This window comes from Enterobacter cloacae complex sp. 2022EL-00788, from assembly GCF_026627565.1.
GTDB lineage: Bacteria > Pseudomonadota > Gammaproteobacteria > Enterobacterales > Enterobacteriaceae > Enterobacter > Enterobacter pasteurii.
On the sequence record NZ_JAPNMC010000017.1, the window covers coordinates 47,439 to 69,034 of the forward strand.

A 21,596-nucleotide genomic window follows, 5' to 3' on the forward strand; every position below is an offset into this window, starting at 1 on the left:
CAAGGCTCTATATGAGGAAAACACCCGGCACGGCTAACCTAATGGAAATAATTTCTTTGCCGATAAACATAACTGAACTAAACAGGAGAGTTAACAATGAAAAATACTGACTACAATTTCGACAACATATATGCATTTATACGCGAGTATTTCTTATCCGTATTCCCCTACCCAGGGAATAAAGATGCAAAAGAAATTATGATGGCCCATATTAAAGCGCAGCAATCTACACTAACAGGAACTGACATTGGATCCCACGAAAATATCATACCAGGCTTAGACAAGCCGATAGAAAAGTTTATCGTAATTAAATCAAACTTTGCGGCACTGGATCAAGACATTAAACAGATGATAACCTGGCTCGTCAAAAATGAATATTTACATGTAACCACCTCACCATTGCAATACCATGCAACTGATAAACTTTTATTTACCAAGACCTTACACCCTAATTAAATTTATTATATAGTCAGTGCATTAAACATTTTTTTACAGAAAGAAATTCATTCCACAAAATCTGTTTAATTTGCGTTCATTTACTGGGTGGTTAGTATGATACCACCCAGTAAATCCTGTACGGAAAGTACACGTTTTTTTATTAAAGTAGCGACATTAAAAAATGCAATCACCTTCCTAAAATTAAAGTTCTGCCAAAAATTGCCGTTAATAATAATATACTTTTAAAATTCGAGTGTTTTTATGATGATTGACAGCAGCATACAAGTACATACATCCTCCGATGAAGCGCTTGCGCACCTCAAAGAATGTTTAAAATTAGAAGTCATAAACAGAAACGGGAAAAAGAATTTCTCATGGTTAAAAGTATTACACCGGGTGGCATTTAGCCGTAAAAAGAGATTTTACTTCTGGTGGCGTCTGGCTAACTACATGAACCAGACACCCTCAAAGCGATACCAGAAGTGGGCGAGGAAGATAAATGCTAACCTGCGTTGCAAATATGGAGCAGACATTAGCATTGAAGCGCAAATTGGCGCCGGTATGAAACTCAATCACTATATAGGCATAGTGATACGTTCTGAATGCAAGATTGGTAAAAATGCTAACATCCGGCAGAATACAACTATTGGGAGAAAAACCTCAGATGGCGTCATAGGAATGACTATCATCGGAGATAACGTTGATATCGGAGCCCACTCATGCATCATTGGTGATGTTCACATAGGCAATAATGTGACGATCGGCGCAATGACATTCATTAATAAAGACGTCCCTGATGACTCGCTTGTCTATAACCCGGTTACATACGTAGTGAAAAGCAAGTAAAGTGATAACTGAGACGGCCGCACCAGCGGCCATTATTTAACATTACTTATATTTCCCCTTCTGTTTCCTTATCTGATCAACCTGATTCAAAGATGTTGAATACATCCCTCCCTGGCATCGGAACAAATCAAAAAAATCTGGCAGAATGTAACCCAGACAACTATATTGGATTACCTCTCATTAAACAGGAATGTGTTATGGATAATGTACTGACAAAACAAGACATTATGGGCTTAGTTGAGAAAGGATTAGAAATCTACAATAACAAGGATTTTCTGGAAGCTTATGGTATCTTCATGGGCAAAGCACAATTACTTGAATTTGGCTTAAAGAAAGTCCTTACATCATTACCCGGTGTTGTTCTTTCTGAGGATAAGCTTGAAAGGCTGACTTTAGGAATGACTCGCGTTGAATTAGAAAAAAACAACTTACGTACAGATTACAATGACTTGCTAAAGATATTCGTTAAAAAACGCAACACTATGGCGCATGATTTTCTGGCTGGTTTTGCTCTCACCCAGCATACGCTTCAGCAAACGGGGCTACAGCACATGTTTATGGGTGATTTATTCAGAGCCTCATATGAATTAGAACAGCTTATTGTTTTTTTCGATTTCATCAATGAAGCACAGAATATTAACGCATGGCTTGAGCCTCAAGCTCAGTGACACTTCACATCAAATCACTGCGGTGCTCTTGAGGCACCCTGTGGGAGAGGCACTTCGTATGCGCCATGCTTGCTTTCATATCTACGGATGAAAGCAAGCACCTGTGTGTTTAATTGTGAAAACAGCATTATAAGGTCGGAGATCAACTCAGCTACATAACCCTCATCAATTATAATGTGGTGTCGAATAAGTCGAATATTTTTTTTGCGCTTACAGTAGTGTTCAATATCTGCAACACGCTCGACCCTATACCGTTCAATTTCCCCTTCGGAGTGAACCAATACATGTCTTATTTGTTCCACTTTCAGCGCATCTTCCCAAAGGTTCCATAATAAGTCCCCCTGACAAAGGTCAAAACCAGCTTCGCATCTCAGAAACTTTCTATAGCGCTTTATAGATACTTCTTTGAAATTATATTTTCTACTTTTATCACATGGTAGCAACTTATTAATTTCAGAGCATAACGTTTTGATTTGATGCTCAAAAAAATTATACAACGTTATCACCATCGCTTTACGATGCATAGGTGGGTAAATATCACCAAACTCTTGAAATTCCTGACTGTAGTTGTCGATAATTTGTTCATGGAATCTTTCTTCGTTAGCATCTAATTGCCTCTGAACCTCTTCGCAAATTCTGGCATTACTGTCAGCTATATTTCTTTCAGAAAATTCATTATATGCCGCGTAGTTATGGAGATCGATTGTTGTGAAATGGCAAAGATGAAACAGGGTTGTTCCAAAAAAGTCGATAATGTTTGGGTAGCGAAACTCTATATCCTCTTCCATATATTTCCTTTATCAATCTGAAGGTATAAATCACTTAGTGATAAGCACCGACAGGAAGATGTCTTCAAACAACACGACGGGGACTATAACGACCACGTCAAAAGCTATCATTCTCTGCCGGTATTTATCACCAGATCCTTTTCCTAAGCTTTCGTTTAATCACTGACATGTTCTAGTCTCCGAATGCCCGTTGCATATTTTTCTTTATCCTGGTCGCTTCACCGGTTACCGGTGCGGCAGGCTCTGCTGGTTTCTCCGGTACTGCAGCCTGACTCACGCCAGCCGTACCGGCCATCTGCTGAACCAGAACCTGCAGCTCGCTGACCGTGCCGGGCGGTACCGGCATACTGGCCAGCAGACGCGGCAGCTCCGGCGCGGTCGTATGCAGGGCCAGACCGGTAATAATCAGGTTTCTCAGCAGCTCTCCGCGCAGGCGGGATGACACGCCCGTCAGCACACGCTCAACCCGTTCACAGCTCCGGTCATCCTGAAGCGTCAGGGTGTAACGCCGGCGCTGGTATTCCGTCTCCGGTGACATGGCCAGAGCAGCCACGCCACCATCAGGCTCATCAGGAAGTCCTGAGAGTGAAGACCAGGTGCCGGATACCAGCGCCATCACGGCACAAAGCCGGATGGCGCTCAGATGTCCGTCAAAGAACACCGGGATCAGCGCCGGTAAACGGGCATCCGTCTGGTACATCACAGCCCCGGCGATCGCGGCGGTCCGGATGAAGTCACCGCGCAGGGGCTGTGAGATGGTGCTGATGGTCGCCATCGCCGCGATGTCGGTGCGATCGTCGCTGTGCAGATAGAAAGAATACTGGCCGTCCGGCACGTTTAGTCCTCTTTATTGTAAAGGGCAATCTCTCTGGCCAGCGCCAGCTGCGGATCGCCGATAACCTCGATACGGTCAGGAGCCAGAGGCCAGGCCTGACGGATAGCCTCTTCAATGAGGGATGCCCCTCCCCCGACCAGGAATACCCGGTTAACGTTCCTGAAGGCCGTCAGCTCACTGGTGACACGCGCCCCCAGGGAAGTGATTGCCTCTGTAATTTTGTTCAGTACATCATCAATTTTTCCGGCATCGTTGATCACACGCTGCAGATACTGACGATCATTGCGGTTGCGGATGACCGTGTCAGCAATAAGCGCGCTGGTTTCGCTGTCTGCAGCCCGCAGCGCGCCTGCAGCTGCGCGGGTGACCTGCGACACGCCGACAGACGGATTGCCGTGTACCGCACTGATATCGTCAAACTGTCCGACAATCACGCCGGCATCGAGCGTGGTTCCGCCGAGATCGATAATCAGGGTGGTCTCTGCGGGTCCGGGCTTCAGCTCCGCGAGACGGGAGAACGCCGCCGGCAGTGATTCTGGCATCACCTTTACGTCCGTTACGGTAAATGCCCTGCCCTTATTCAGAACCAGCTCACGCATCAGGTTTTCCCGTTTGCGTCGGATGTTCTCCTCGTTCCGCTGGCAGTCCCCGTCATAATACTCGCTCAGGGGCAGCGTCACGGTCAGGCTCACCGGCTGCGGCTCAAGCCCGCTGTTCAGCAGCGCATGATGCACGGCCAGCAGGTTGAGATCACCGTACTGATACTCCACGTTTGTTGTCGGGATGGCATCCCGGCTGACGCTGTCCCAGGTGTATTTCAGCGTGCCCACCTGATAGTTGAACGTTGCAGAACTGAACTCCGCCACTTTCCAGCCATGCCGGAAGGAGTTAGCAGAAACCCGGGTCTGCAGCTCGTTTCCTTCAAACCATGCCAGCTTAACATTAGTTGAACCATCATCGCAGTAAATATTCATCATTATGCTCCGTCAATTAAACTCAATTTGATACATATTATAAGAGCAAAATGGGAAATTAAAAGCCTTATTTCTCATTATGAGTAACACTAAAGAATCAAAATGATATTTACGAACATTTTGAGTAGCTTAGGTTACTCACTCTGTTCATGGCGCAGGCGATCTGGATTATCCTCACGCTGTTAAATATACTGTATAGATAACCAGTATACTTAGACGTCAGGAGGAAAGATGAAACTGCAGCTTTTCAGCACCGGGAAAGCACTCCCGCCACAGGCCCATCCGTTGTTTGCAGACCTTGCCAGCTGCGGTTTTCCCAGCCCTGCAGCTGACTATGTCGAATCCGATCTGGATCTCCATGATTACTGCATACGGCATCCGAGCGCGACTTACTACCTTCGCGCCAGCGGAGACAGCATGGCCGACGGCAGCCTGTACAATGGCGATCTACTGGTTGTGGACTGTGCCGAGAAGCCCCGGCATGGCGATATTGTTGTGGCCAGCGTGCAGGGGGAGTTTACGGTCAAACGGCTGCTGCTGACGCCACGACTTACGCTGCAGCCCATGAACGCCGCCTGGTCGCCGATTTATCCCGACCCGGACGATCTGGATATCTTTGGTGTCGTCACGCACATCATCCACCGGCCGAGGGAGATGTACTGATGTTTGCCCTGGCCGATGTGAACAGCTTTTATGCCAGCTGCGAACGTGTTTTCCGCCCGGATTTGAAAGGAAAGCCGATCGTCGTCCTGAGCAACAACGATGGCTGCGTAATCGCAAGAAGTGCCGAGGCAAAGCCCTGGATCAAAATGGGCACGCCGTGGTTTCAGATGAAAAACGAAAGGTACCCGGAAAAAATATACGCGTTCTCAAGCAACTATGAACTTTATGCTTCGATGTCAGCGCGCGTGATGGCCTGTCTGGAGGAGCTGGCGCCCCGAGTAGAATTTTATTCAATTGACGAGCTCTTTGTTGACCTGGACGGTGTGGAGCACTGCATGGACCTGGAGGACTTCGGCCGGCAGCTGCGCCAGCACGTATATGACTGTACCCGTCTGACCATTGGCGTGGGCATCGGGCCGACTAAAACCCTTGCAAAATCAGCACAATGGGCCTCAAAGGAGTGGAAACAGTTTCGTGGTGTGCTCGCCCTGACCCGGGGGAATCCTCAGCGAACGCGGAAACTGCTTTCATTGCAGCCGGTCGAAGAGATCTGGGGCGTGGGAAACCGTATTGCACGCAAGCTGAATGTTCTGGGCATCAGGACCGCACTTGATCTGGCCCTGACGAACCCGGCCTTCATCCGGAAAAATTTCTCCGTCGTTCTCGAGCGAACAGTACGCGAACTGAACGGGGAAACCTGCATGTCACTTGAGGAGGCCCCGCCAACGAAACAGCAGATTGTCTGCAGCCGCAGCTTTGGAGAAAAAATCACGGAGTACGATTTGCTCCGCCAGGCTGTCTGTCAGTACGCAGAGCGGGCCTCAGAAAAGCTGCGTAAAGAGCGCCAGTATTGCCGGCATATTTCCGTTTTCATCAAAACGTCTCCGTTCGCCGTTAAAGACCCTTACTATGGCAACGTGGCCACGGAGAAACTGCTTACCCCCACTCAGGACACCCGGGACATTATTGCGGCCGCTACAACGGCTCTGGAGCGCATCTGGAAGGATGGCCACCGGTATGCTAAAGCCGGTGTGATGCTGAATGACTTCACCGACTCCGGCGTTTCGCAGCTGCAGCTGTTTGACGAACGTCCGCCACGTCCTCACAGCTCTGAGCTGATGAAGGTTCTCGATGGCATTAATCATTCCGGTCTGGGACAGGTCTGGTTTGCCGGACGAGGGATTGCGCCATCCTGGCAGATGAAACGCGATATGCTCTCCCCTGCTTACACCACCCGCTGGAAAGATATTCCCATTGCAAGGATCAGTTAAATTTCGCCTTTCAGAGAGAGCCAGTAGTGCTCGCCGCAGCGAACGACAGGGCGCAGCCCGCGAGTGAGTGAGGAAGCACCAGGGAGCCTGAAGCCTTTTAAAGCACCTTACGCTCTTAAGTTGAATAGATTCTATAATGAGTTATCCACATATCCTTTGAGTAGATCCAATAACTTATCCTAAGTTACCCGAATAGATCCAAACTGATCCCTTTTGCTGTAAAGCCTTTATCTACGGGCTTTACAGCGTTTTCAGGTGTGTCGTAGTGGGAGAAAGGTGTTCCGAAGGGGGAAAAAGGTGTGTCAAAACGGGGAAAGGGTGGGTAGAATCGGGAAAAATGGTGTGTCGAAACGGGAACAAATAAATAATTTAGGCACATATCGATCATATACTGGAATGGATATAACTATATGAATGACAATGTTTTTATCGGAGAGGTTATAGGTCCAGATTGTGAAAGTGTTAACAATAAGCTCACAGTAACCAGTAAGGCAACAGTTCAGCCTGTAGCCCTGATGAGATTAAATGTTTTTGTTCCCTCAAGCAGACCTGCAAAAGGAGCCAGAACATCAATCGATGCGACCTCTGTTCTAAAGGATTTGGAATTCTCAAGGCGAGAGGGCTACGACGATATTCGTATTACCGGCGAACGGTTGAGTATGGCCATCGACTTCAAGGTATGGGTAGGTATCATTGAAGCTTTTAGTAAGTACGGTTTAAAAACGAACAGCATTAAACTTACCTTTCATGAGTTTGCAGGAATGTGTCGCTTTGAGTCTAAGAGATTCGATTCCCGTCTTAGGAAAAGCATTTCAGAAGCTTTAACCAGGATACGTGGCAAGACCATTACCTTTAACCGCAGCGGGTCAGAGGGCCTTCAAAAAGTTTCCGTGACAGGTTTGCTTAAGACTGGTGAATTGGATTTTGCAAACGACCAGGTGGAGCTTGAAGCGGATCAGCGACTATGGGAACTCTACCAAACTGATTACACTGTATTGCTTCGACATAAGCCTATAAACGCTTTAACCCGCAAGGAAGCTGCTCAGGCCCTGTATACTTTCATAGAAAGCCTGCCTATGAACCCAGTCCCCATATCTTTCAAACGAATACGTGACAGGCTCTCACTGCTCTCCCCAGTAAAGGAACAGAACCGTATCATTAAACTGGCCCTCAAGCAGTTACAAGATATTGGGTATCTTGACCACAGCATCACAAAAAAAGGTAAAGAGACTTTCGTTCTGATACACAGTCGCTCCGCAAATCTGAAACCAGGATCAGCTGTATAAGGTGTGTCAATCCGGGAAAGCGACTCGATTAAGGTGTGTTGAAACGGGAGGCCTTATATCAAACGTCTTGATAGGTGTGTTGTAGCGGGAATCCTCTTCTTAAACGTCTTAATAGGTGTGTTGTAACGGGAGGATTACTCGTTAAGTGCTTTTTTCACTGGCGTACATTCCCACTTCAACACACCTTTTGGATACAAGTGAGAAGCTATCCCGCTTCAACACACCATTATCCCAAATTGCCTGCCCCTGCCCCACTTCGACACACCGAATCTGCAAAGGCTTCCCACTACGATCCACTTTTTGCTTCACGGAGCCATTTCTTTCGTTAAGTGCGGCTGAGTTATAGCCCATACTTCAGTACATGCTGACGCGTAATGTATAAAATCATGCTTACCATCACATAGCTATCATTGTGATATTGCTTTAATATTAAAACAACATCATAAAGGCATTATCTTACTGTTAAGTTCACTCAACCAAGACTTGACTTAGATGAGATTCACTTACTACTATGTTGATAGTTTTTTAATATTAAAAAGAGATGAAAATGATACTAACGATTGCTAATACGAAAGGAGGAGTAGGTAAGTCTACTCTCGCAGTTAACATCGCAGTGGCAAGAGCTCGGCAAGGCAGAAAAGTATGGTTAGTTGATGGTGATAAACAAGGGTCTTCTCAAACAGCTATCCTGGTTCGTTCAGAAGACGGGGTTGAACCAGGTATTGCTTGCTCGCATTATCCAGAAGGCCCGGTGTTAAGGAGCCAGGTTCTCCAACAGAAAGATAACTTTGACGATATCATCATCGAATGTGGAGGCCGTGATTCCACTGCAATGAGAGCTGCTCTGACAATCACAGACGTCCTTTTAGTTCCTTCAGCACCTGGAAGTTTCGAAGCTTGGGCCATGGATGCCAACGCCGATCTAATCAAAGAAGCGCGAAGTATCAGAGATGGATTGGTCTGTTATTCGCTTTTGAACAAAGCAGATACTCAAGCCAGATCCTCCGACAACAGAGATATGCTGGAAATGATGGAAGAGTACAAAGAGGACATACCAATCCTAGACAAAATCATCTATCAAAGAAAAGTTTATGCCAATGCTGCAGGCAGTGGGAGAACTGTAAGTGAGCTGAAATTACGTTCGCATGAAAAGATTGCAGTGCAAGAGTTAGATGCTCTCATATCAATACTATTTAAATAGTCAAATGCAATCAAAATGATATTAAAATAATGTTTAGGTGATATGAAATGGTAATCCAAAAAAAACCCAAAACCCAACCACCCGTTTCAAAGAATGATGCAGTAGAGAACTTTATAAACTCAGCCCCTGATGCAAAAGTCCCCGCTTCGAAGGGAGTGGTAAAAGGAAAAAAACAGCAGATCACAATCACAATGGACCCTGAACTGATTCAGCGTATTGACGAGGCAGCTGCAGAGAACGGGCAATCGCGAGCTGCATTCATAAATATGTCTTGCATCAACATACTGGACTATGGTTTGCAAATTGCGGGCAAGAAGAAAACAAGCGAGTAGGTAACATTAAAAAACAATCAAATCAATCTCCGTCTGATGTTGTTTTAATATTAAAACAACATCAGATTGAGGTGTTAAATACTTTCTACTTTCTTAGATTTTTTTTATCAGCGCCACCGCCTCATCGCCAGGCATCTGGAACTGTACCCTGTGCCGTGCCGCCACATCGAGCGCAAACACCTTCGTATACACCTCTGTCGAACTGATGCTCTTATGCCCCATCAAACTCTGCAGCACCTTCAGTGGTATACCGGCATACAGCATGTGCATCGCGTAGGAATGACGGAACGTGTGCGGGGTCACCGGCACGGAGAACGTCACCCCGTCGGCCGCTGCGGCTTCAACTGCTTCGCTGAGCCAGGTGCGGACCGTCCGGTCGGTGATCTCCCAGATGCGTGCCTTCTCGGTTCTGCCGCTTCGCTTATTACGTCGTTCAAGAGGAATTTTCAGCGTGGCTACCATCATCTCCAGTTGACCGACATAGTTCGCATCAGAAAGCGGTACCAGCCGGTGAGTCTGACTGCCGACGGGCGCACGGCCAGCCGTTCTGGCGGCTTTTTCAGCCCTTTGTTTGAGTGTGGCCAGCTGCACGAACGGATAGGGCGGTGCCAGGGAAAAATCACTCCGGGTCAGGGCCAGTGCTTCGTTAATACGGGCGCCGGTGTTCCACAGGGTAGCAAGAAGCATCTTGCGGTGAAGGTCGGGCACATAGTGGAGCAGGGCACTCACTTCCGGGGCCAGCAGGTATTTCGGCAGTTCGTCCTGAACCAGTGCCATCTGACGCAGGGCCAGCGCCGCCGGATAGTCGATAGAAACAGGTAACTGAGCCCCTGTGGTCGAATACCCTCCCAGAGTAACGAGTCCGGTCATCAGGATGATTCTCCGCCCGGTGATATGCGCAGTGCTGCCGCAATGATTTCCCGGTTTTCTTCGGTACGCGAGTTACCAAAATAGTCCACTTCCAGACGCAGGGAATGATCTGCAGCCTCTATCAGATCCGACACTTTCTGCAGGGCGCTCTGCAGCTGCGGCGCTGATATCACTCGTGGCACATCATGCTCATCCACACCGTTGCGGTGTACCAGATCGTTTCGCCAGTCAGCGATGATACCCAGCGGTTCAGTTGGCCAAACGGGCGGTATATGAAGCACGGTTCCGAAATAGCGCTCAATGGTTTTTACGTTATGAAACGTCATCCGGGAAACAAAATTCTGCGCCGCAGGCCGGAACAGAGAAAGAGCCATGTCACGGGCAGCATGTTTTACCGGATTTTTGATTTTATCGGACTTCATATAAAACTCATCCCTGAACCGTGTAAGCGGCCAGTCCTCTTCCAGCAGAGCCCTGGCGCAGTACATCAGGTACGCCTCCATGACCGTCACGGCATGGACGAAAGACATCCTGTACACCAGTTCAGGCTGCTCTTTATCGAGCAGGGTATACAGCGCCTTCAACTCCTGCATGGCGTGTCGGTAACGCTGATGAACATTGTTCAGGGAAGCCACAAACAGCCCGTGTTCATGATCCCACTGAGCCTGATCGGCGAGATACTCCTGTTCCCAGTAATACAGGTTAGCGGCCTGTTCCCATTCTTCTGAGCCGGGGACAACATCCGGATAATTTTCCGCAAGCCATTTATCAAATCGTTCAGATTCAATATCCATCATCTGGTCTTTCATGCTTCCCATAATGCAAGTTCCCTTCAGTGTGGTTCTGTAAATGAGAAATCCCGTCAGGCCGGGTCCGGCATAAAACGGTCAGGCTCAAACGGCCAGCGCCTGTCGCCCTGGGAGTACACCTCGATCCACGCCAGTGTCCCCTGCTCAAAATACAGGTGATAACCGTCACTGGCGCTCAGGGTTAACATCCCGTTGTACTCCGTGTCTTTCAGATCATCGTTTTTCTGCCATCCCAACAGACGGCCCTCTGGTGAGATCTCGTAAAATTCACATTGGCAGTCGAGATCTTTGGTCTGGAATTCAGTACCCGTAACCCCGTCAGGAAGACGGTAGCGAAAAGTGACCGTGTCAAAAATTCCCATGCTTTTGTTTCCTTAATTCGTTGAGAAATCCCGCCACTATTTATTGGATGAACAGTTCCAGACCGTAAATGTCTTCGTCATCCAGATAAGTACCGGAAGGGTCAATACTGGACGAATCAATACTCGGGTCAAAAGTAAGCGGATTAATCCCTGAACCATAACACCACATCTCGCTGATCGGACAGTAATAAGCAAGCAGTCTGTTCGATTTCGAAACCACCACATATTGTTCCTTCGTTGGAGGCGATATAGTTTTAGATACCCAATGTGTTGACCAGGGGCGAGTACTCAGCCATAAATCCGTATGTCCTACGTAACGACTTGTGAGAAATGCCCAAACCTCACTTAAACGTTTATCACCCATTAGTATGCAATCCTTTCCCAATAAATAGTAACTCAGAGTAATTATGGCGTGCAGCATAATCGGCTAAGCACAACCCTGTCTCTGTCACCCGGATGATTTTCCCCTGACGCCATCATTTTAAGGCTGATAGTAAGCAGCCACATAGCCACGCAGTGAAATTACCGGATAGCCGTTCCGGTGAGATCCGATTTCGTGCCATATAACAGATTTCCGGAAGTGTACCACGCACACGGAATAAGCAAAGCGGCGTTTTCCGGTGCGGAGCATGCGAGGTGGAGGGCAAAAGCCAGAAACAATATATGGGGGTTCACCCCGAAGGGAGAGCGACAGGTACCACAAGATATGGCCTGCGGCATCCGCTGCGCGCCAGTGGGGCTGAAGAAGATCCGGAACTAGCTTTTTTCGGATCTGGGCAGAAAAAGAGAGGAATCTGTATAGGTCTGACATATCCATATGTCAGGCATCTGTATATCCTAGACATATGCATAGCCTCACCATCTGCATATGCAAAGGCTATACATATGCAAAGCATATGCCTATACTATACATATGCTCTTAACAAGAGCCGACAGTCACCTTTTACTGGTCTGAATTATTTACAGACCTTGCTCACTTTCGGGCAAAGACTTCAAGGGAAAAAATCATGAGAACCGTATCGATATTTAAAAACGGCAACAACCGTGCCATCCGTCTGCCCCGTGACATGGATTTTGAGGGGGTGAGCGAGCTGGAGATCGTCCGGGAAGGAGACAGCATCATCCTGCGTCCCGTCCGGCCGACCTGGGGCTCGTTCGCGCAGCTCGAAAAAGCTGACCCGGACTTTATGGCGGAGCGCGAGGACGTTGTCAGCGACGAAGGACGGGTTAACCTGTGAACAAGACCTATATGCTCGACACTAACATCTGCTCGTTCATCATGCGCGAGCAGCCGGAAGCGGTGCTGAAGCGCCTGGAGCAGGCGGTGCTGCGCGGTCACCGTATCGTGGTCTCGGCCATCACCTACTCCGAGATGCGCTTCGGCGCCACCGGCCCGAAGGCCTCGCCGCGCCACGTTCAGCTGGTTGACGCATTCTGTGAGCGACTCGATGACGTCCTGCCCTGGGATCGCGCTGCGGTGGATGCGACCACGGAGATTAAGGTGGCACTGCGCCTCGCCGGGACGCCGATCGGTCCGAACGACACGGCGATTGCCGGGCACGCCATCGCCGCCGGTGCCGTGCTGGTGACGAACAATGTGCGGGAGTTTGAGAGGGTGCCGGGGCTGGTACTGGAGGACTGGGTTAACTGACGGCAGCAATAATGCCTAAGGGAGAAATGTCCGCTTAGTGCCAGGAGCGGACTGTTGACCTCATTTTTTCTGGCAGGACACCATGGGGCGATCCTGAAAGCCTGACAGAATACGTTCACCAGCCCTGAAAAAATACACACGGGCTGTAAAACCTTTTTCTGAAAGAGGATCAATATAACGACCAACCAGAGGATCAGTGGTGTCCGGGCCAGCTATTCGGAATGCGCTGACACTCGTCACCTCCGCAGAATCCACATGATAATTTAAGAAGGTTTTTACCGTTCTCTCGATATAGAACTTCTCAGCTGGACCGTTGTCAGGATGCACGGTGATTTTACTGTTATAGTAATGCTGTTTACCACCAGGTAATGTTATCCATTCAGCTTCACTGAAAACCGTTTTATGCGGCTCATCGTAGATAAGCAATGATTTTGTTCTGCAGTCACCTGCATACAACTGAGAAACCAGCGGAAATGATAACCACCCGGCCCCCACAGCTAAAAGGCTTAAAGTAATCAGCCATTTCATTTTTTATTATCTCCGATTACATTGATGCTCAAACAATCGCTGGCGTGCTGAGTAATATCGCTTTTGCACGAAAAAAATGACAACGTATCACGCCAGTCAGCACTGATATAAATGAGAGGGCGATCTGAAGCCGCAAGGTTGTTTCTGTCAAGCCAGTAAGAAACTCGTCGGATCGCATTTTCCTTATTTCTGGACTCATTAATTGTGTCTGAAAAGAAAAAGGAGCGACCAGCATCATCTTTGTAGTGCGTAAAAGAAATTTCATGCGTAAAATACAAAAATCTGAAATATAAGCCTGTGACAAAAAGTAAAGCGAAGGTCGTTCCCGATAAGACGCAGAACATAACGTTCCGTTTTACATCCGGGGATTTCTCAGAACCTTGTATATCTTCCTTCGGCTGAGCGGCGTCTTCGGTGCAGGGAACGGTATCATCAGCATTGTCATTATTATTGATATCCGGTGCAATAAGATCCTCGTAAACGTTGTCAGAGTCGACGAGCTGAATAATTCCTGGCTTAAGAATATAGCCATTACGACCTTGTGTAATAAGCGTGTCTTCCGGAGCGCCCACTTCAGACAAGGACGATCTTAGTCTGAACAACGACTGCCTGACGGTATTGTCCGAAACGATTACACCTTTGTTACCCCAGCAAATCTGTACAAACTCATCTTTTGTGACAAGCATTCCTGCTTTTCGGCAGAAATGCTCCAGCCCGAGTTTGTTTTGCTTACTAAGCTCAAGCGTTCCTGTACCACTACGAAGAACCCCGACCTTGTAATAAAAGAGGATTGTCATATTTATTCCTTCCACATAAATGGCAGCATTGTAATCCATTCTCCCTGCCGGATGCACCTCCCAGAAACGATTCTTTTAGTGTAGCAATAACAGGAAAAAAGCATCAGAAAAAAAATAACGGTTTTGTAACGCAATATATATCATTGATTTGTATGGCTTTATAATGTAACAGTTACATTTCTGTTTCATCTTAGGATAGCGGCTTGAGGTCAGATAAATTCGGTGTTCAAATGACTCCATCGCAAAACAAGTCAGAATAAGGAAATACTCCTGACTGATGAATGACAGGATGTTAATTAAACTGAAAGGAAAGCATCATGAGTGTTCCTTTACTAGCCAAGTACTTCTTAAAAAAGAGGGGGGTTGCAGTTATATGTTCATGTGAAATTATGAACATAGGATTTTATACTCTTCTCAGAGAAATAGGGAAATTCAGTAAAATTCACCTATTTAAAAATGATAGTTTTTTTGATGAGCACTTTCTAGAAGATGAAAAAATTAGTGTTGTGATTATCAGTGATGAGTGTTTTTCATCCCGCTTGATGGTTTGCTTGTCCGTGGCAAGAATATCCCGGTATGAAGGCGTTACCGTTATGGTGATATCAAGCGGGAATAACCCTATAGATGCCACAGAGTATTTGCGGGCGGGTGCGAAAGCGGTTCTGTGGAAAGGGATGCCGCTGAAGCATTTTGATGATGCGATTAATGCTGTTTTGCGGGGTGATTGCTGGGCTGAGGAGAACATCGGGTTTTACTATCAAACAACAACATCATCTGATAACGAAAATAATCAGGTGGTGCCCCAAAAAGTATTCAGGGTTTTGAGTAATGCTGAGCTGGCGGTAATACAAGAGTATATGCGGGGTATGACCGTTACGCAGATCGCACTAAAAAAGAACCGGAGTGTTAAAACGATTAGCACTCAGAAACAGTCGGCGATGAAAAAACTGGGCGTCTGTAATAAGACAGAACTTCTGTCACGATATGGACATTTATATCAAAATGGTTGAATGCTGGTTCAGCGGTGCTGCCTTTAAAAAGATATTGCATTTTAATGCACGGGTCTTTTTTAAAGCAGATACTCGCAGACTGAATTATTAATTTATCATCAGGACAGTATCATGTTTAAAAAGTTATTCATTGCAGTGGTAATGGTATACGCCATGCCAGCAGTTTCCGGGCCTGTTCTTAATGTCGGGACCCTCAATGAGTATATGCAAAGTGGTAAAAACACGCTGGCTAAACGCATACATAACACAGGGGATGCAACGGCTTACGTTCGCATCAATATTCATGAAATTGTATTTGATGCCCGGGGCCAGGCAGTTGAAAAAAATCTTGATGCCACTGCACTGGTCAATGGCAACGGTACAGGCTTAATTTCCACACCACCGCGACTGATTATTCCCGCAGGCGGAATGCAGACGAATCGCCTGGTTTTTACAGGCGTGCGTGAAAAAGAGAGGTACTACCGTGTGCGTTACATTCCGGTCGTTCCGGAAAGTACGAAAGAGTTTGGTATCAGTAACGCAGATGCCAAAAAGTATCAGAACCAAATTAATGCCGGCGTTACGGTGATGACAGGCTACGGCACCATTGTGACGGTGCAACCCGACAACGTGCGATTTGATACCCGGATTGGCGGCGGCGAAAACCAGCTGTCAGTCACGAATAATGGCAATGCATCCATCGTGATTGACGGGCTCAAGTCCTGCGACAGGAATTTAACTCATTGTGACAGCGGCGTGATTGTCCAGTTGAGGCCTGGCAAAACGCTTCACCGAACTACCACGCCAGACAGAGTATGGCAGTACACCCTGATCGAAGGCGATCAGAAAAAAAACCTGAACAGCAGTAAATAAAACTGCTGAACAGAAAACCCACTAATCTGGAGAAATATCCAATGATGAATTACAAAAAACTCAGCCTTACCGCAGCACTGTTTGCCTCTGCTTTTGCCGCACAGGCAGCATCCCCGCAGGTCGATTTCACTGTTGAAGCAGTGATTCCTGACAACACCTTCTACGTCACACCTGTTAATGGCTGGGATGCACAGCCACTGAAAATGCAGTGGGATGAGCCCAGCATGTCAGTGACTGAATCTTCTCCTGGCAAGCAGTTGCGGATGAAAAATACTGCCGGGGGGATTAAGGCATATCTGGCAAGTGCGCCTGTACTCACTTCTGCAGAAAGCAGTTCTGCGATCCCGCTTCAGGTTTCACTGGCTGGCAAACAGCTGCCGGTTGGCCAGGCAACCGCTGTTGAACTCTATGACGCAACTGCCGCCGCCACTGAACAAACCGCCACCATGGCGATTAATCAGGCTGGCACGCTCAGTAAACGACCTGACGCGGGAACCTATATGGGGCCGGTGACGATGATTTTCGATACGACACCTGCAACCCCGTAAGACATCAGCTTTATCTGTTTTTCAGGAGAGGGCAGCCTCTCCTTTATTCTTATAACTTAGAGTAATGGGTTAATTATGTTATTTCTCCGGCCTGTTACAGGTATTGCTTTAGCGATTTCAGTGAGCCTTCCAGTCCAGGCAAAGGCAATTAAGACTCTCGCCGCGCAGGCGGCAGATATGCCTGCAGAGTTCCGTGAGCACTTTTTCAATACACCACTATCCGCCCGTATTGTCCTCGACGGAAAACTTCTGGGGGATGCGATGATAGTACTGACGGAAAATGAACAGGCAAAAATTGTGCAATTCACCGATCCCGGTGACAGCGCGTATTCGGAGTCAGAAAGACAGCGCTGGCTAAAGGTCTTTTCATACCCGGTTAACCTCGGCCAGTGTGAAGACAGTTGTCCAGAGGGACTTCTGGCTGTGGACTATAACCTTAGTGACGCAAAGCTCGCACTGATCACGACTGCATCTGAAGCCGGCCCGGCGGATCGCTGGTTCAGCCTGCCGGAAAAAGGAAGTTCCGGTCTCATACTCAATAACCAACTGAGTGTTAACGGAAACCGGCAACAAACGGCCCTGGGATGGAACGGCGGTGCAGAAGCGGCGACAGGCAAATGGTCAACAGTGAGCCAGTTCCAGTTGGATCGCAGTGGCGGGGTGGACCCCGATACACGTCATGCGGTGACCTCCCTGTACTCACAACGGGAGTTTCAGCAGCACTTTATTCGCGCCGGCCTTTTCACTCCGGACAGCCAGGGATTATTACACCAGCCGTACACACGGGGAGGCGGGGCGAGCACCCTTGTGGGCGTAATGGCAGGGAGCAGTGATACGCTGCTGAAAGAAGAAGGTTTTGCCAGCCTCTACCCGGTTTACGTGACGGCCAACCGCGAAGGCGTGGCGGAAGTGTATCGCGACGGCTCGCTTATTAATGCGCAGCCTGTTGTGCCAGGTATGCAGGTTCTGGACACCACGGTCCTTCCTGCGGGTATATACGAGGTAGAGATTCGCATTCTTGAGGATGGACGAGAAACCAGCCGGGTAACAGAGACCATCAATAAACCGACCCGCTGGCGTAACACTGAACAGCGTCTGAGGTACAACCTGTTTGCGGGAGAACAGCGAACATTACTTAACAGCGACAGCACCGTGGCAACCCGCGGTGCGGCAGCAGGGGCCAGCCTGAATTATCTGCTACATCCGCGCGCCATTGTCGGGATGGCATTGCAGAAAACCGGAAAAGAGACGCAGGCCGGAACGTCACTGGATTTTCAGGTATCTGATCCCCTGCAGTTCTACGGCAATGTCTGGCACAGCTCAGAAACGGGCAACGGTTTTGATACCCAGGCCATATTCACCCATAACAAAGGCAATGTTGCGCTGGGGCACAGCCGGAGCTGGACGCGTCCGGCAACCTCCCGGCACGTATCATACCCGGCTTCTGGTCAGACCGAGCATAACAGTACTCTGTCCGCCACCTGGCGCCTGGACAGCGCGAACAACGTCAGTGCGCGTATTTCTCATCACAGCAAGGGAAACGGCCCTGGCGTGGATGTTGGCTACAGCTCACGCACAACGATTGCGGGAACGGCTATAAACTGGCGATTATCAGGATTTGACCGACCGTATCAGCAAAGCAGCTCGCTGCGTAACCGCGGCGTCAGCCTTAGCCTCAGTTTCCCGCTCGGGGGGGATAAACGCAGCGGCAACGTGAGTGTGGGAAGCCGGACGGATACCTCCGGTGCCCGTGACCTTTATGCGTCGGCATCGCTGAGTCAGCAGTGGGGTGAAAACAGCCTTATCCGGGAAACCAGCGGCACGCTTACGGCAGATCGCTATGGTGCAGGCATCAGTACCTATAACCGTTTCGATACTCCTGTCGCCGAAGGGAGCTTCTGGGGACAGCGTTCCAGCATCGACGGTCAGCTATCAGGCGGTTTGAATACGGGTAGCACGCTTGCGTTTGGTAACGGGAAGGCCACGATGGCCAGACAGTCCGCGCATCATCAGGGAGGAGGCATGATTGTAGATGTCATTTCTGATGACGACAACGCTGAACTGGTTGCCCTGCATCAGTCTGGCAGTTCGAAACTGAAACCTGGCAGGAACTTTATCCCGGTAGAGGCGTGGAAACCGGGGCACATTCAGCTCGCCTTCCCGGGTACCGATGCCCCGGCACTGAAGATAGAGCCTGAATACCTTGACTATCACCATATCCGCGGTGGCGTCAGCGCGCATGAAGTTCGGGTCATGAAGACGCTCACCGTGATAGGTCGCCTGGTTGATTCGGCGGGAGAGCCGGTTAGCGGAGCTCAGGTCATTAACCATGCGGGAAGAACAGTCACCGGGTCAGACGGTCTGTTCACCCTCGAATTACATGAAAAGAACCCGGTGATCACCGTCGAACATGCTTCAGGAACACAGTGCGAAATCAGGCTGAATCCCGGCAGTCAGAAGCAGGGCGACATGGTGTTTGCAGGCAACCTGCTTTGCAGCGACATCACTTTGGCCGACAACACCCGGCATTCCCTTCATCGGGAGGGGTGAGAGTACCACCTGTCGGTAATGAAAGATGTATATATTAAATTTAGGTAATGAAGCGATGAAAAATATTAACTTTACGCACGCGCTGGGGAGCATTCTGTTTATGATCGTTCTGACCGTCGCGCAGTCAGCGTTTGCGGTGGATGTCGTTCTCACGACACAATTTAAGGCTGATATAACAAAACCGACGCACAATAAATTTGAAAATACGACGCCGGTATCAGGGTTTTGCCGTGACCACGCTTCAAGTTGTAAAGAAGGTGAGTTTAGTGTGCTCATTCCCGGTTTTAAGGCCTATAAAACATTCGATATTGATTCATCAGACCTTAGGAATCATGTCTACATTTCACTTGATGGTTCATCCAAAACAGTCACCCTTTCCGATGTGAATGATCCTGCCAAACAGATAAACGTGCAATTCAGGTGGTCTTTTTTTGGGGTCAAACATTTTCGAACTAACGAGTCTGATGGAAATCTATTCCAGGCGATGTCGGGTACCGGCCGCTACCCGCAAGGAGGATGTTCAGGGCGCGTCGGTATTGGATCTTATGGTTATTTTTCTCACGGCTGGGGGGTGCCGGAAAAAATTTTAACTTGCTCCCGAAAGCTCAATAAAAATAGTGGCTATAAAGGACGCGTCATGATAGATAATTTAAGTATAGGTTATACATTAGTTACCCCTTCTCCAATGCAAATGAGGTCCGGGCAGTATGAAGGCGTCATTGTCTATCGGGTGGGTGATGCCACCAACACGCCAGGATATATTGGATTAGGAGCCGATGATTATAATGGCATAGATGAGGTACGGATTATCATCAAAGCCACGGTTGAACATGCTTTTAAAGCAGATTTTCCGGCAGGCAGCGAACAGGTAAAACTGGCTCCTAAAGGGGGCTGGAGTCAGTGGATAAACGGGGGGCGTATACCTGAGCAGCTCCAGAAAGAAGTGCCGTTTATATTGACTTCCTCCAGCGGTTTTAAGGTCACGATGCTCTGCGAGCATAATCAGGGACAAAATTGCGGTCTGAAAAATACACAGACCGCTGAAACCGTTCCGCTCGAAGTGCTGATGAGTCTTCCCGGGTTTACGGCAAACAGCGGTTCGGTATCGAAATATCCCCTGACCAATATCAGTAACGGGCACACTATTCACGCACCGCAAGAGGCCATCTTTAACCGGCGTTCCACACTCGATTTTCGGGTGAAAAAACCGGGTGTGGAAAAAATGGTAAAAGAGCCCGGGTCGACATGGCGTGGGCTGGTGACGTTGATATTCGATACTGAGGTCGAGTAATACCTGGTACTCTGACGGGATTAGTGTAATAGGTTATCTGTCAATAAAATATCGTCACTTTGAATAGCGGTCTGTAGCTGCCTTAAAGGGCGGTTACGATATCTGATGTTGTTCATGACATGCAAACGGTGACATGTAAATTTCATGTAGTGTTAATACAAGAACATAAGATATTTACCGACGCATCCACGATACGTCTGCAAATGCACACTAAAAAGGTGATAAGTATTTCAAAGTGAGTTCGCGTATTCGCAACCAGGTAACTTTTCGTCGTAAGGGCAAACACCCGTTGCCGGTGTGTAATCCCCCACCGCAGGCCACGCCGGAAGCGCTGAGCCAGAGCTGGCTGTCGATTTCAGTTGTTCAGTACGGCGCGCACTGTTGCCGCACCAGCCAGCCAACGGGCACACTTTTCGGCGGCGAATAAACGTAGCTACGTTCTGCCAGTATGCGCATCGTTTGTTGGCTAATCACACTGTTTGTAAGAACGGGGGAAGTAAGTATATGACCGGCATAAATATATCCAGTCACGTTTTCAGTCTCTGGATAACCTCCGTTTATCATTTATCCATGATATTACTGGCTGTATCATGAACTTAATCATGACGGCTGGCGCTCTGGCTATGCTGATCCTTTACGGCGGATGGCTGGCTTTTGTTATTCTGGGATTCACCCTTTTCTATGTTGTCCTGCGATTATTCACCTTTCCCAGATATCGTCAGCTATCAGAAGAGTCCCTGATACAGCATGCCAGGGCGGAGTCTTTTCTGACTGAAACGTTATAAGGTATTTCAACTGTGCGATCTCAGGAGCTGACTGAACGCCGCAGACGCCGCTGGACCGGGCTTGTTTTGTCGGCAGCCAATTCCTCCATCAGCTTAACTAAATTTAATCTGCTGTTTCAGATGATCAGTACGCTTGCCGGTGCTTTTGACAACATCATGATCCTGTGGCTTGGTATTGATATGGTCATGAACCGTGAAATGACCATTGGCGCATTTGTGAGGCATATGGTTACTCAAGATC

The 21,596-nt window shown here is 48.3% G+C and carries 25 protein-coding genes and 1 pseudogene; 17 read left to right on the forward strand and 9 right to left on the reverse strand.

Translation table 11 applies throughout. The features are described 5' to 3' along the window. Positions 1–96: 96 nt before the first annotated feature. The 3 genes from OWK27_RS20945 to OWK27_RS20955 all read left to right on the forward strand — a co-directional run bounded on the left by OWK27_RS20945 (position 97) and on the right by OWK27_RS20955 (position 1,952). Positions 97–456 (forward strand): hypothetical protein, encoded by a 360-nt coding sequence (locus tag OWK27_RS20945; protein WP_267591145.1) that lies wholly within the window; start codon positions 97–99, stop codon positions 454–456. Between the two features lie 243 nt (positions 457–699). After that, entirely contained in the window at positions 700–1,284 is a 585-nt protein-coding gene (locus OWK27_RS20950; protein ID WP_267591146.1) for a serine acetyltransferase, read from the forward strand. Between the two features lie 197 nt (positions 1,285–1,481). Then, positions 1,482–1,952, forward strand: a complete 471-nt coding sequence (locus OWK27_RS20955) for a hypothetical protein (RefSeq protein WP_267591147.1) — start codon at positions 1,482–1,484, stop codon at positions 1,950–1,952. 14 nt (positions 1,953–1,966) lie between these two features. On the opposite strand, the gene OWK27_RS20960 is transcribed toward OWK27_RS20955, so the two are convergent. From OWK27_RS20960 to parM, 3 genes are all read right to left on the reverse strand, one after another. Beyond that, entirely contained in the window at positions 1,967–2,740 is a 774-nt protein-coding gene (locus OWK27_RS20960; RefSeq protein ID WP_267591148.1) for a hypothetical protein, read from the reverse strand. A 172-nt stretch (positions 2,741–2,912) separates the two neighbouring features. Beyond that, on the reverse strand, positions 2,913–3,575 hold the full coding sequence (locus tag OWK27_RS20965) for a plasmid partitioning/stability family protein (protein ID WP_267591149.1): 663 nt from the start codon (positions 3,573–3,575) through the stop codon (positions 2,913–2,915). 2 nt (positions 3,576–3,577) lie between these two features. After that, complete coding sequence (parM, locus tag OWK27_RS20970; RefSeq protein ID WP_267591189.1) at positions 3,578–4,549, reverse strand: plasmid segregation protein ParM domain-containing protein; 972 nt, start codon at positions 4,547–4,549, stop codon at positions 3,578–3,580. Between the two features lie 231 nt (positions 4,550–4,780). Between parM and umuD the strand changes: the two genes are divergently transcribed. The 5 genes from umuD (at position 4,781) to OWK27_RS20995 (ending at position 9,302) form a co-directional block, all read left to right on the forward strand. After that, on the forward strand, positions 4,781–5,212 hold the full coding sequence (gene umuD, locus OWK27_RS20975) for a translesion error-prone DNA polymerase V autoproteolytic subunit (protein WP_267591150.1): 432 nt from the start codon (positions 4,781–4,783) through the stop codon (positions 5,210–5,212). Further along, positions 5,212–6,483 (forward strand): Y-family DNA polymerase, encoded by a 1,272-nt coding sequence (locus OWK27_RS20980; protein WP_267591151.1) that lies wholly within the window; start codon positions 5,212–5,214, stop codon positions 6,481–6,483. The genes umuD and OWK27_RS20980 overlap by 1 nt, the downstream gene beginning before the upstream one ends. Positions 6,484–6,893: 410 nt before the next feature. Further along, entirely contained in the window at positions 6,894–7,769 is an 876-nt protein-coding gene (locus OWK27_RS20985; protein WP_267591152.1) for a RepB family plasmid replication initiator protein, read from the forward strand. Positions 7,770–8,316: 547 nt separating this feature from the next. Then, on the forward strand, positions 8,317–8,970 hold the full coding sequence (locus tag OWK27_RS20990; RefSeq protein ID WP_040264785.1) for an AAA family ATPase: 654 nt from the start codon (positions 8,317–8,319) through the stop codon (positions 8,968–8,970). 47 nt (positions 8,971–9,017) lie between these two features. Next, complete coding sequence (locus OWK27_RS20995; protein ID WP_267591153.1) at positions 9,018–9,302, forward strand: ribbon-helix-helix domain-containing protein; 285 nt, start codon at positions 9,018–9,020, stop codon at positions 9,300–9,302. Between the two features lie 93 nt (positions 9,303–9,395). Here OWK27_RS20995 and OWK27_RS21000 read toward each other — a convergent pair whose 3' ends face one another. The 4 genes from OWK27_RS21000 to OWK27_RS21015 are packed head-to-tail and all read right to left on the reverse strand — an operon-like array spanning position 9,396 to position 11,707. Further along, positions 9,396–10,172, reverse strand: a complete 777-nt coding sequence (locus OWK27_RS21000) for a site-specific integrase (RefSeq protein WP_267591154.1) — start codon at positions 10,170–10,172, stop codon at positions 9,396–9,398. Further along, on the reverse strand, positions 10,172–10,990 hold the full coding sequence (locus OWK27_RS21005) for a hypothetical protein (protein WP_267591155.1): 819 nt from the start codon (positions 10,988–10,990) through the stop codon (positions 10,172–10,174). Before OWK27_RS21005 ends, OWK27_RS21000 begins: the two co-directional genes overlap by 1 nt. 44 nt (positions 10,991–11,034) lie before the next feature. Then, positions 11,035–11,343, reverse strand: coding sequence for a hypothetical protein (locus tag OWK27_RS24400; protein ID WP_420713010.1), 309 nt, complete (start codon positions 11,341–11,343; stop codon positions 11,035–11,037). A 40-nt stretch (positions 11,344–11,383) separates the two neighbouring features. Next, positions 11,384–11,707 (reverse strand): hypothetical protein, encoded by a 324-nt coding sequence (locus OWK27_RS21015; RefSeq protein WP_267591156.1) that lies wholly within the window; start codon positions 11,705–11,707, stop codon positions 11,384–11,386. 643 nt (positions 11,708–12,350) lie between these two features. Between OWK27_RS21015 and vapB the strand changes: the two genes are divergently transcribed. Together vapB and OWK27_RS21025 are read left to right on the forward strand one after the other, a co-directional pair. Further along, entirely contained in the window at positions 12,351–12,581 is a 231-nt protein-coding gene (gene vapB / locus OWK27_RS21020) for a type II toxin-antitoxin system VapB family antitoxin (RefSeq protein WP_267591157.1), read from the forward strand. Beyond that, complete coding sequence (locus OWK27_RS21025) at positions 12,578–12,994, forward strand: type II toxin-antitoxin system VapC family toxin (protein WP_267591158.1); 417 nt, start codon at positions 12,578–12,580, stop codon at positions 12,992–12,994. Before vapB ends, OWK27_RS21025 begins: the two co-directional genes overlap by 4 nt. A gap of 60 nt (positions 12,995–13,054) precedes the next feature. Here the strand turns inward: OWK27_RS21025 and OWK27_RS21030 are convergent, their stop codons facing one another. Beyond that, positions 13,055–13,522: a hypothetical protein gene (locus OWK27_RS21030; RefSeq protein ID WP_267591159.1), complete on the reverse strand. Its 468-nt coding sequence runs from the start codon at positions 13,520–13,522 to the stop codon at positions 13,055–13,057. Next, positions 13,519–14,358 carry a transcriptional regulator gene (locus OWK27_RS21035; RefSeq protein WP_267591160.1) on the reverse strand — a complete coding sequence of 280 codons (840 nt, stop codon included), beginning with the start codon at positions 14,356–14,358 and terminating at the stop codon, positions 13,519–13,521. The genes OWK27_RS21030 and OWK27_RS21035 overlap by 4 nt, the downstream gene beginning before the upstream one ends. 278 nt (positions 14,359–14,636) lie before the next feature. Here OWK27_RS21035 and OWK27_RS21040 point away from each other — a divergent pair, with 278 nt between their 5' ends. The 7 genes and pseudogenes from OWK27_RS21040 to OWK27_RS24405 all read left to right on the forward strand — a co-directional run. Further along, positions 14,637–15,329, forward strand: coding sequence for a response regulator transcription factor (locus OWK27_RS21040; protein ID WP_267591161.1), 693 nt, complete (start codon positions 14,637–14,639; stop codon positions 15,327–15,329). A 111-nt stretch (positions 15,330–15,440) separates the two neighbouring features. Further along, positions 15,441–16,181 carry a hypothetical protein gene (locus tag OWK27_RS21045; RefSeq protein ID WP_267591162.1) on the forward strand — a complete coding sequence of 247 codons (741 nt, stop codon included), beginning with the start codon at positions 15,441–15,443 and terminating at the stop codon, positions 16,179–16,181. 41 nt (positions 16,182–16,222) lie between these two features. Beyond that, complete coding sequence (locus OWK27_RS21050) at positions 16,223–16,729, forward strand: CS1 type fimbrial major subunit (protein WP_267591163.1); 507 nt, start codon at positions 16,223–16,225, stop codon at positions 16,727–16,729. A gap of 261 nt (positions 16,730–16,990) precedes the next feature. Further along, positions 16,991–19,279 (forward strand): CS1-pili formation C-terminal domain-containing protein, encoded by a 2,289-nt coding sequence (locus OWK27_RS21055; protein WP_267591164.1) that lies wholly within the window; start codon positions 16,991–16,993, stop codon positions 19,277–19,279. A gap of 55 nt (positions 19,280–19,334) precedes the next feature. Further along, a complete protein-coding gene (locus OWK27_RS21060) occupies positions 19,335–20,570 on the forward strand; it encodes a hypothetical protein (RefSeq protein WP_267591165.1) in 1,236 nt (411 codons plus the stop codon). 235 nt (positions 20,571–20,805) lie between these two features. Continuing rightward, positions 20,806–20,997, forward strand: a complete 192-nt coding sequence (locus OWK27_RS21065; protein WP_267591190.1) for a hypothetical protein — start codon at positions 20,806–20,808, stop codon at positions 20,995–20,997. Between the two features lie 94 nt (positions 20,998–21,091). After that, positions 21,092–21,562 (forward strand): annotated as a pseudogene (locus OWK27_RS24405) (ABC transporter transmembrane domain-containing protein); the annotation flags it as partial. Positions 21,563–21,596 lie beyond the last annotated feature (34 nt).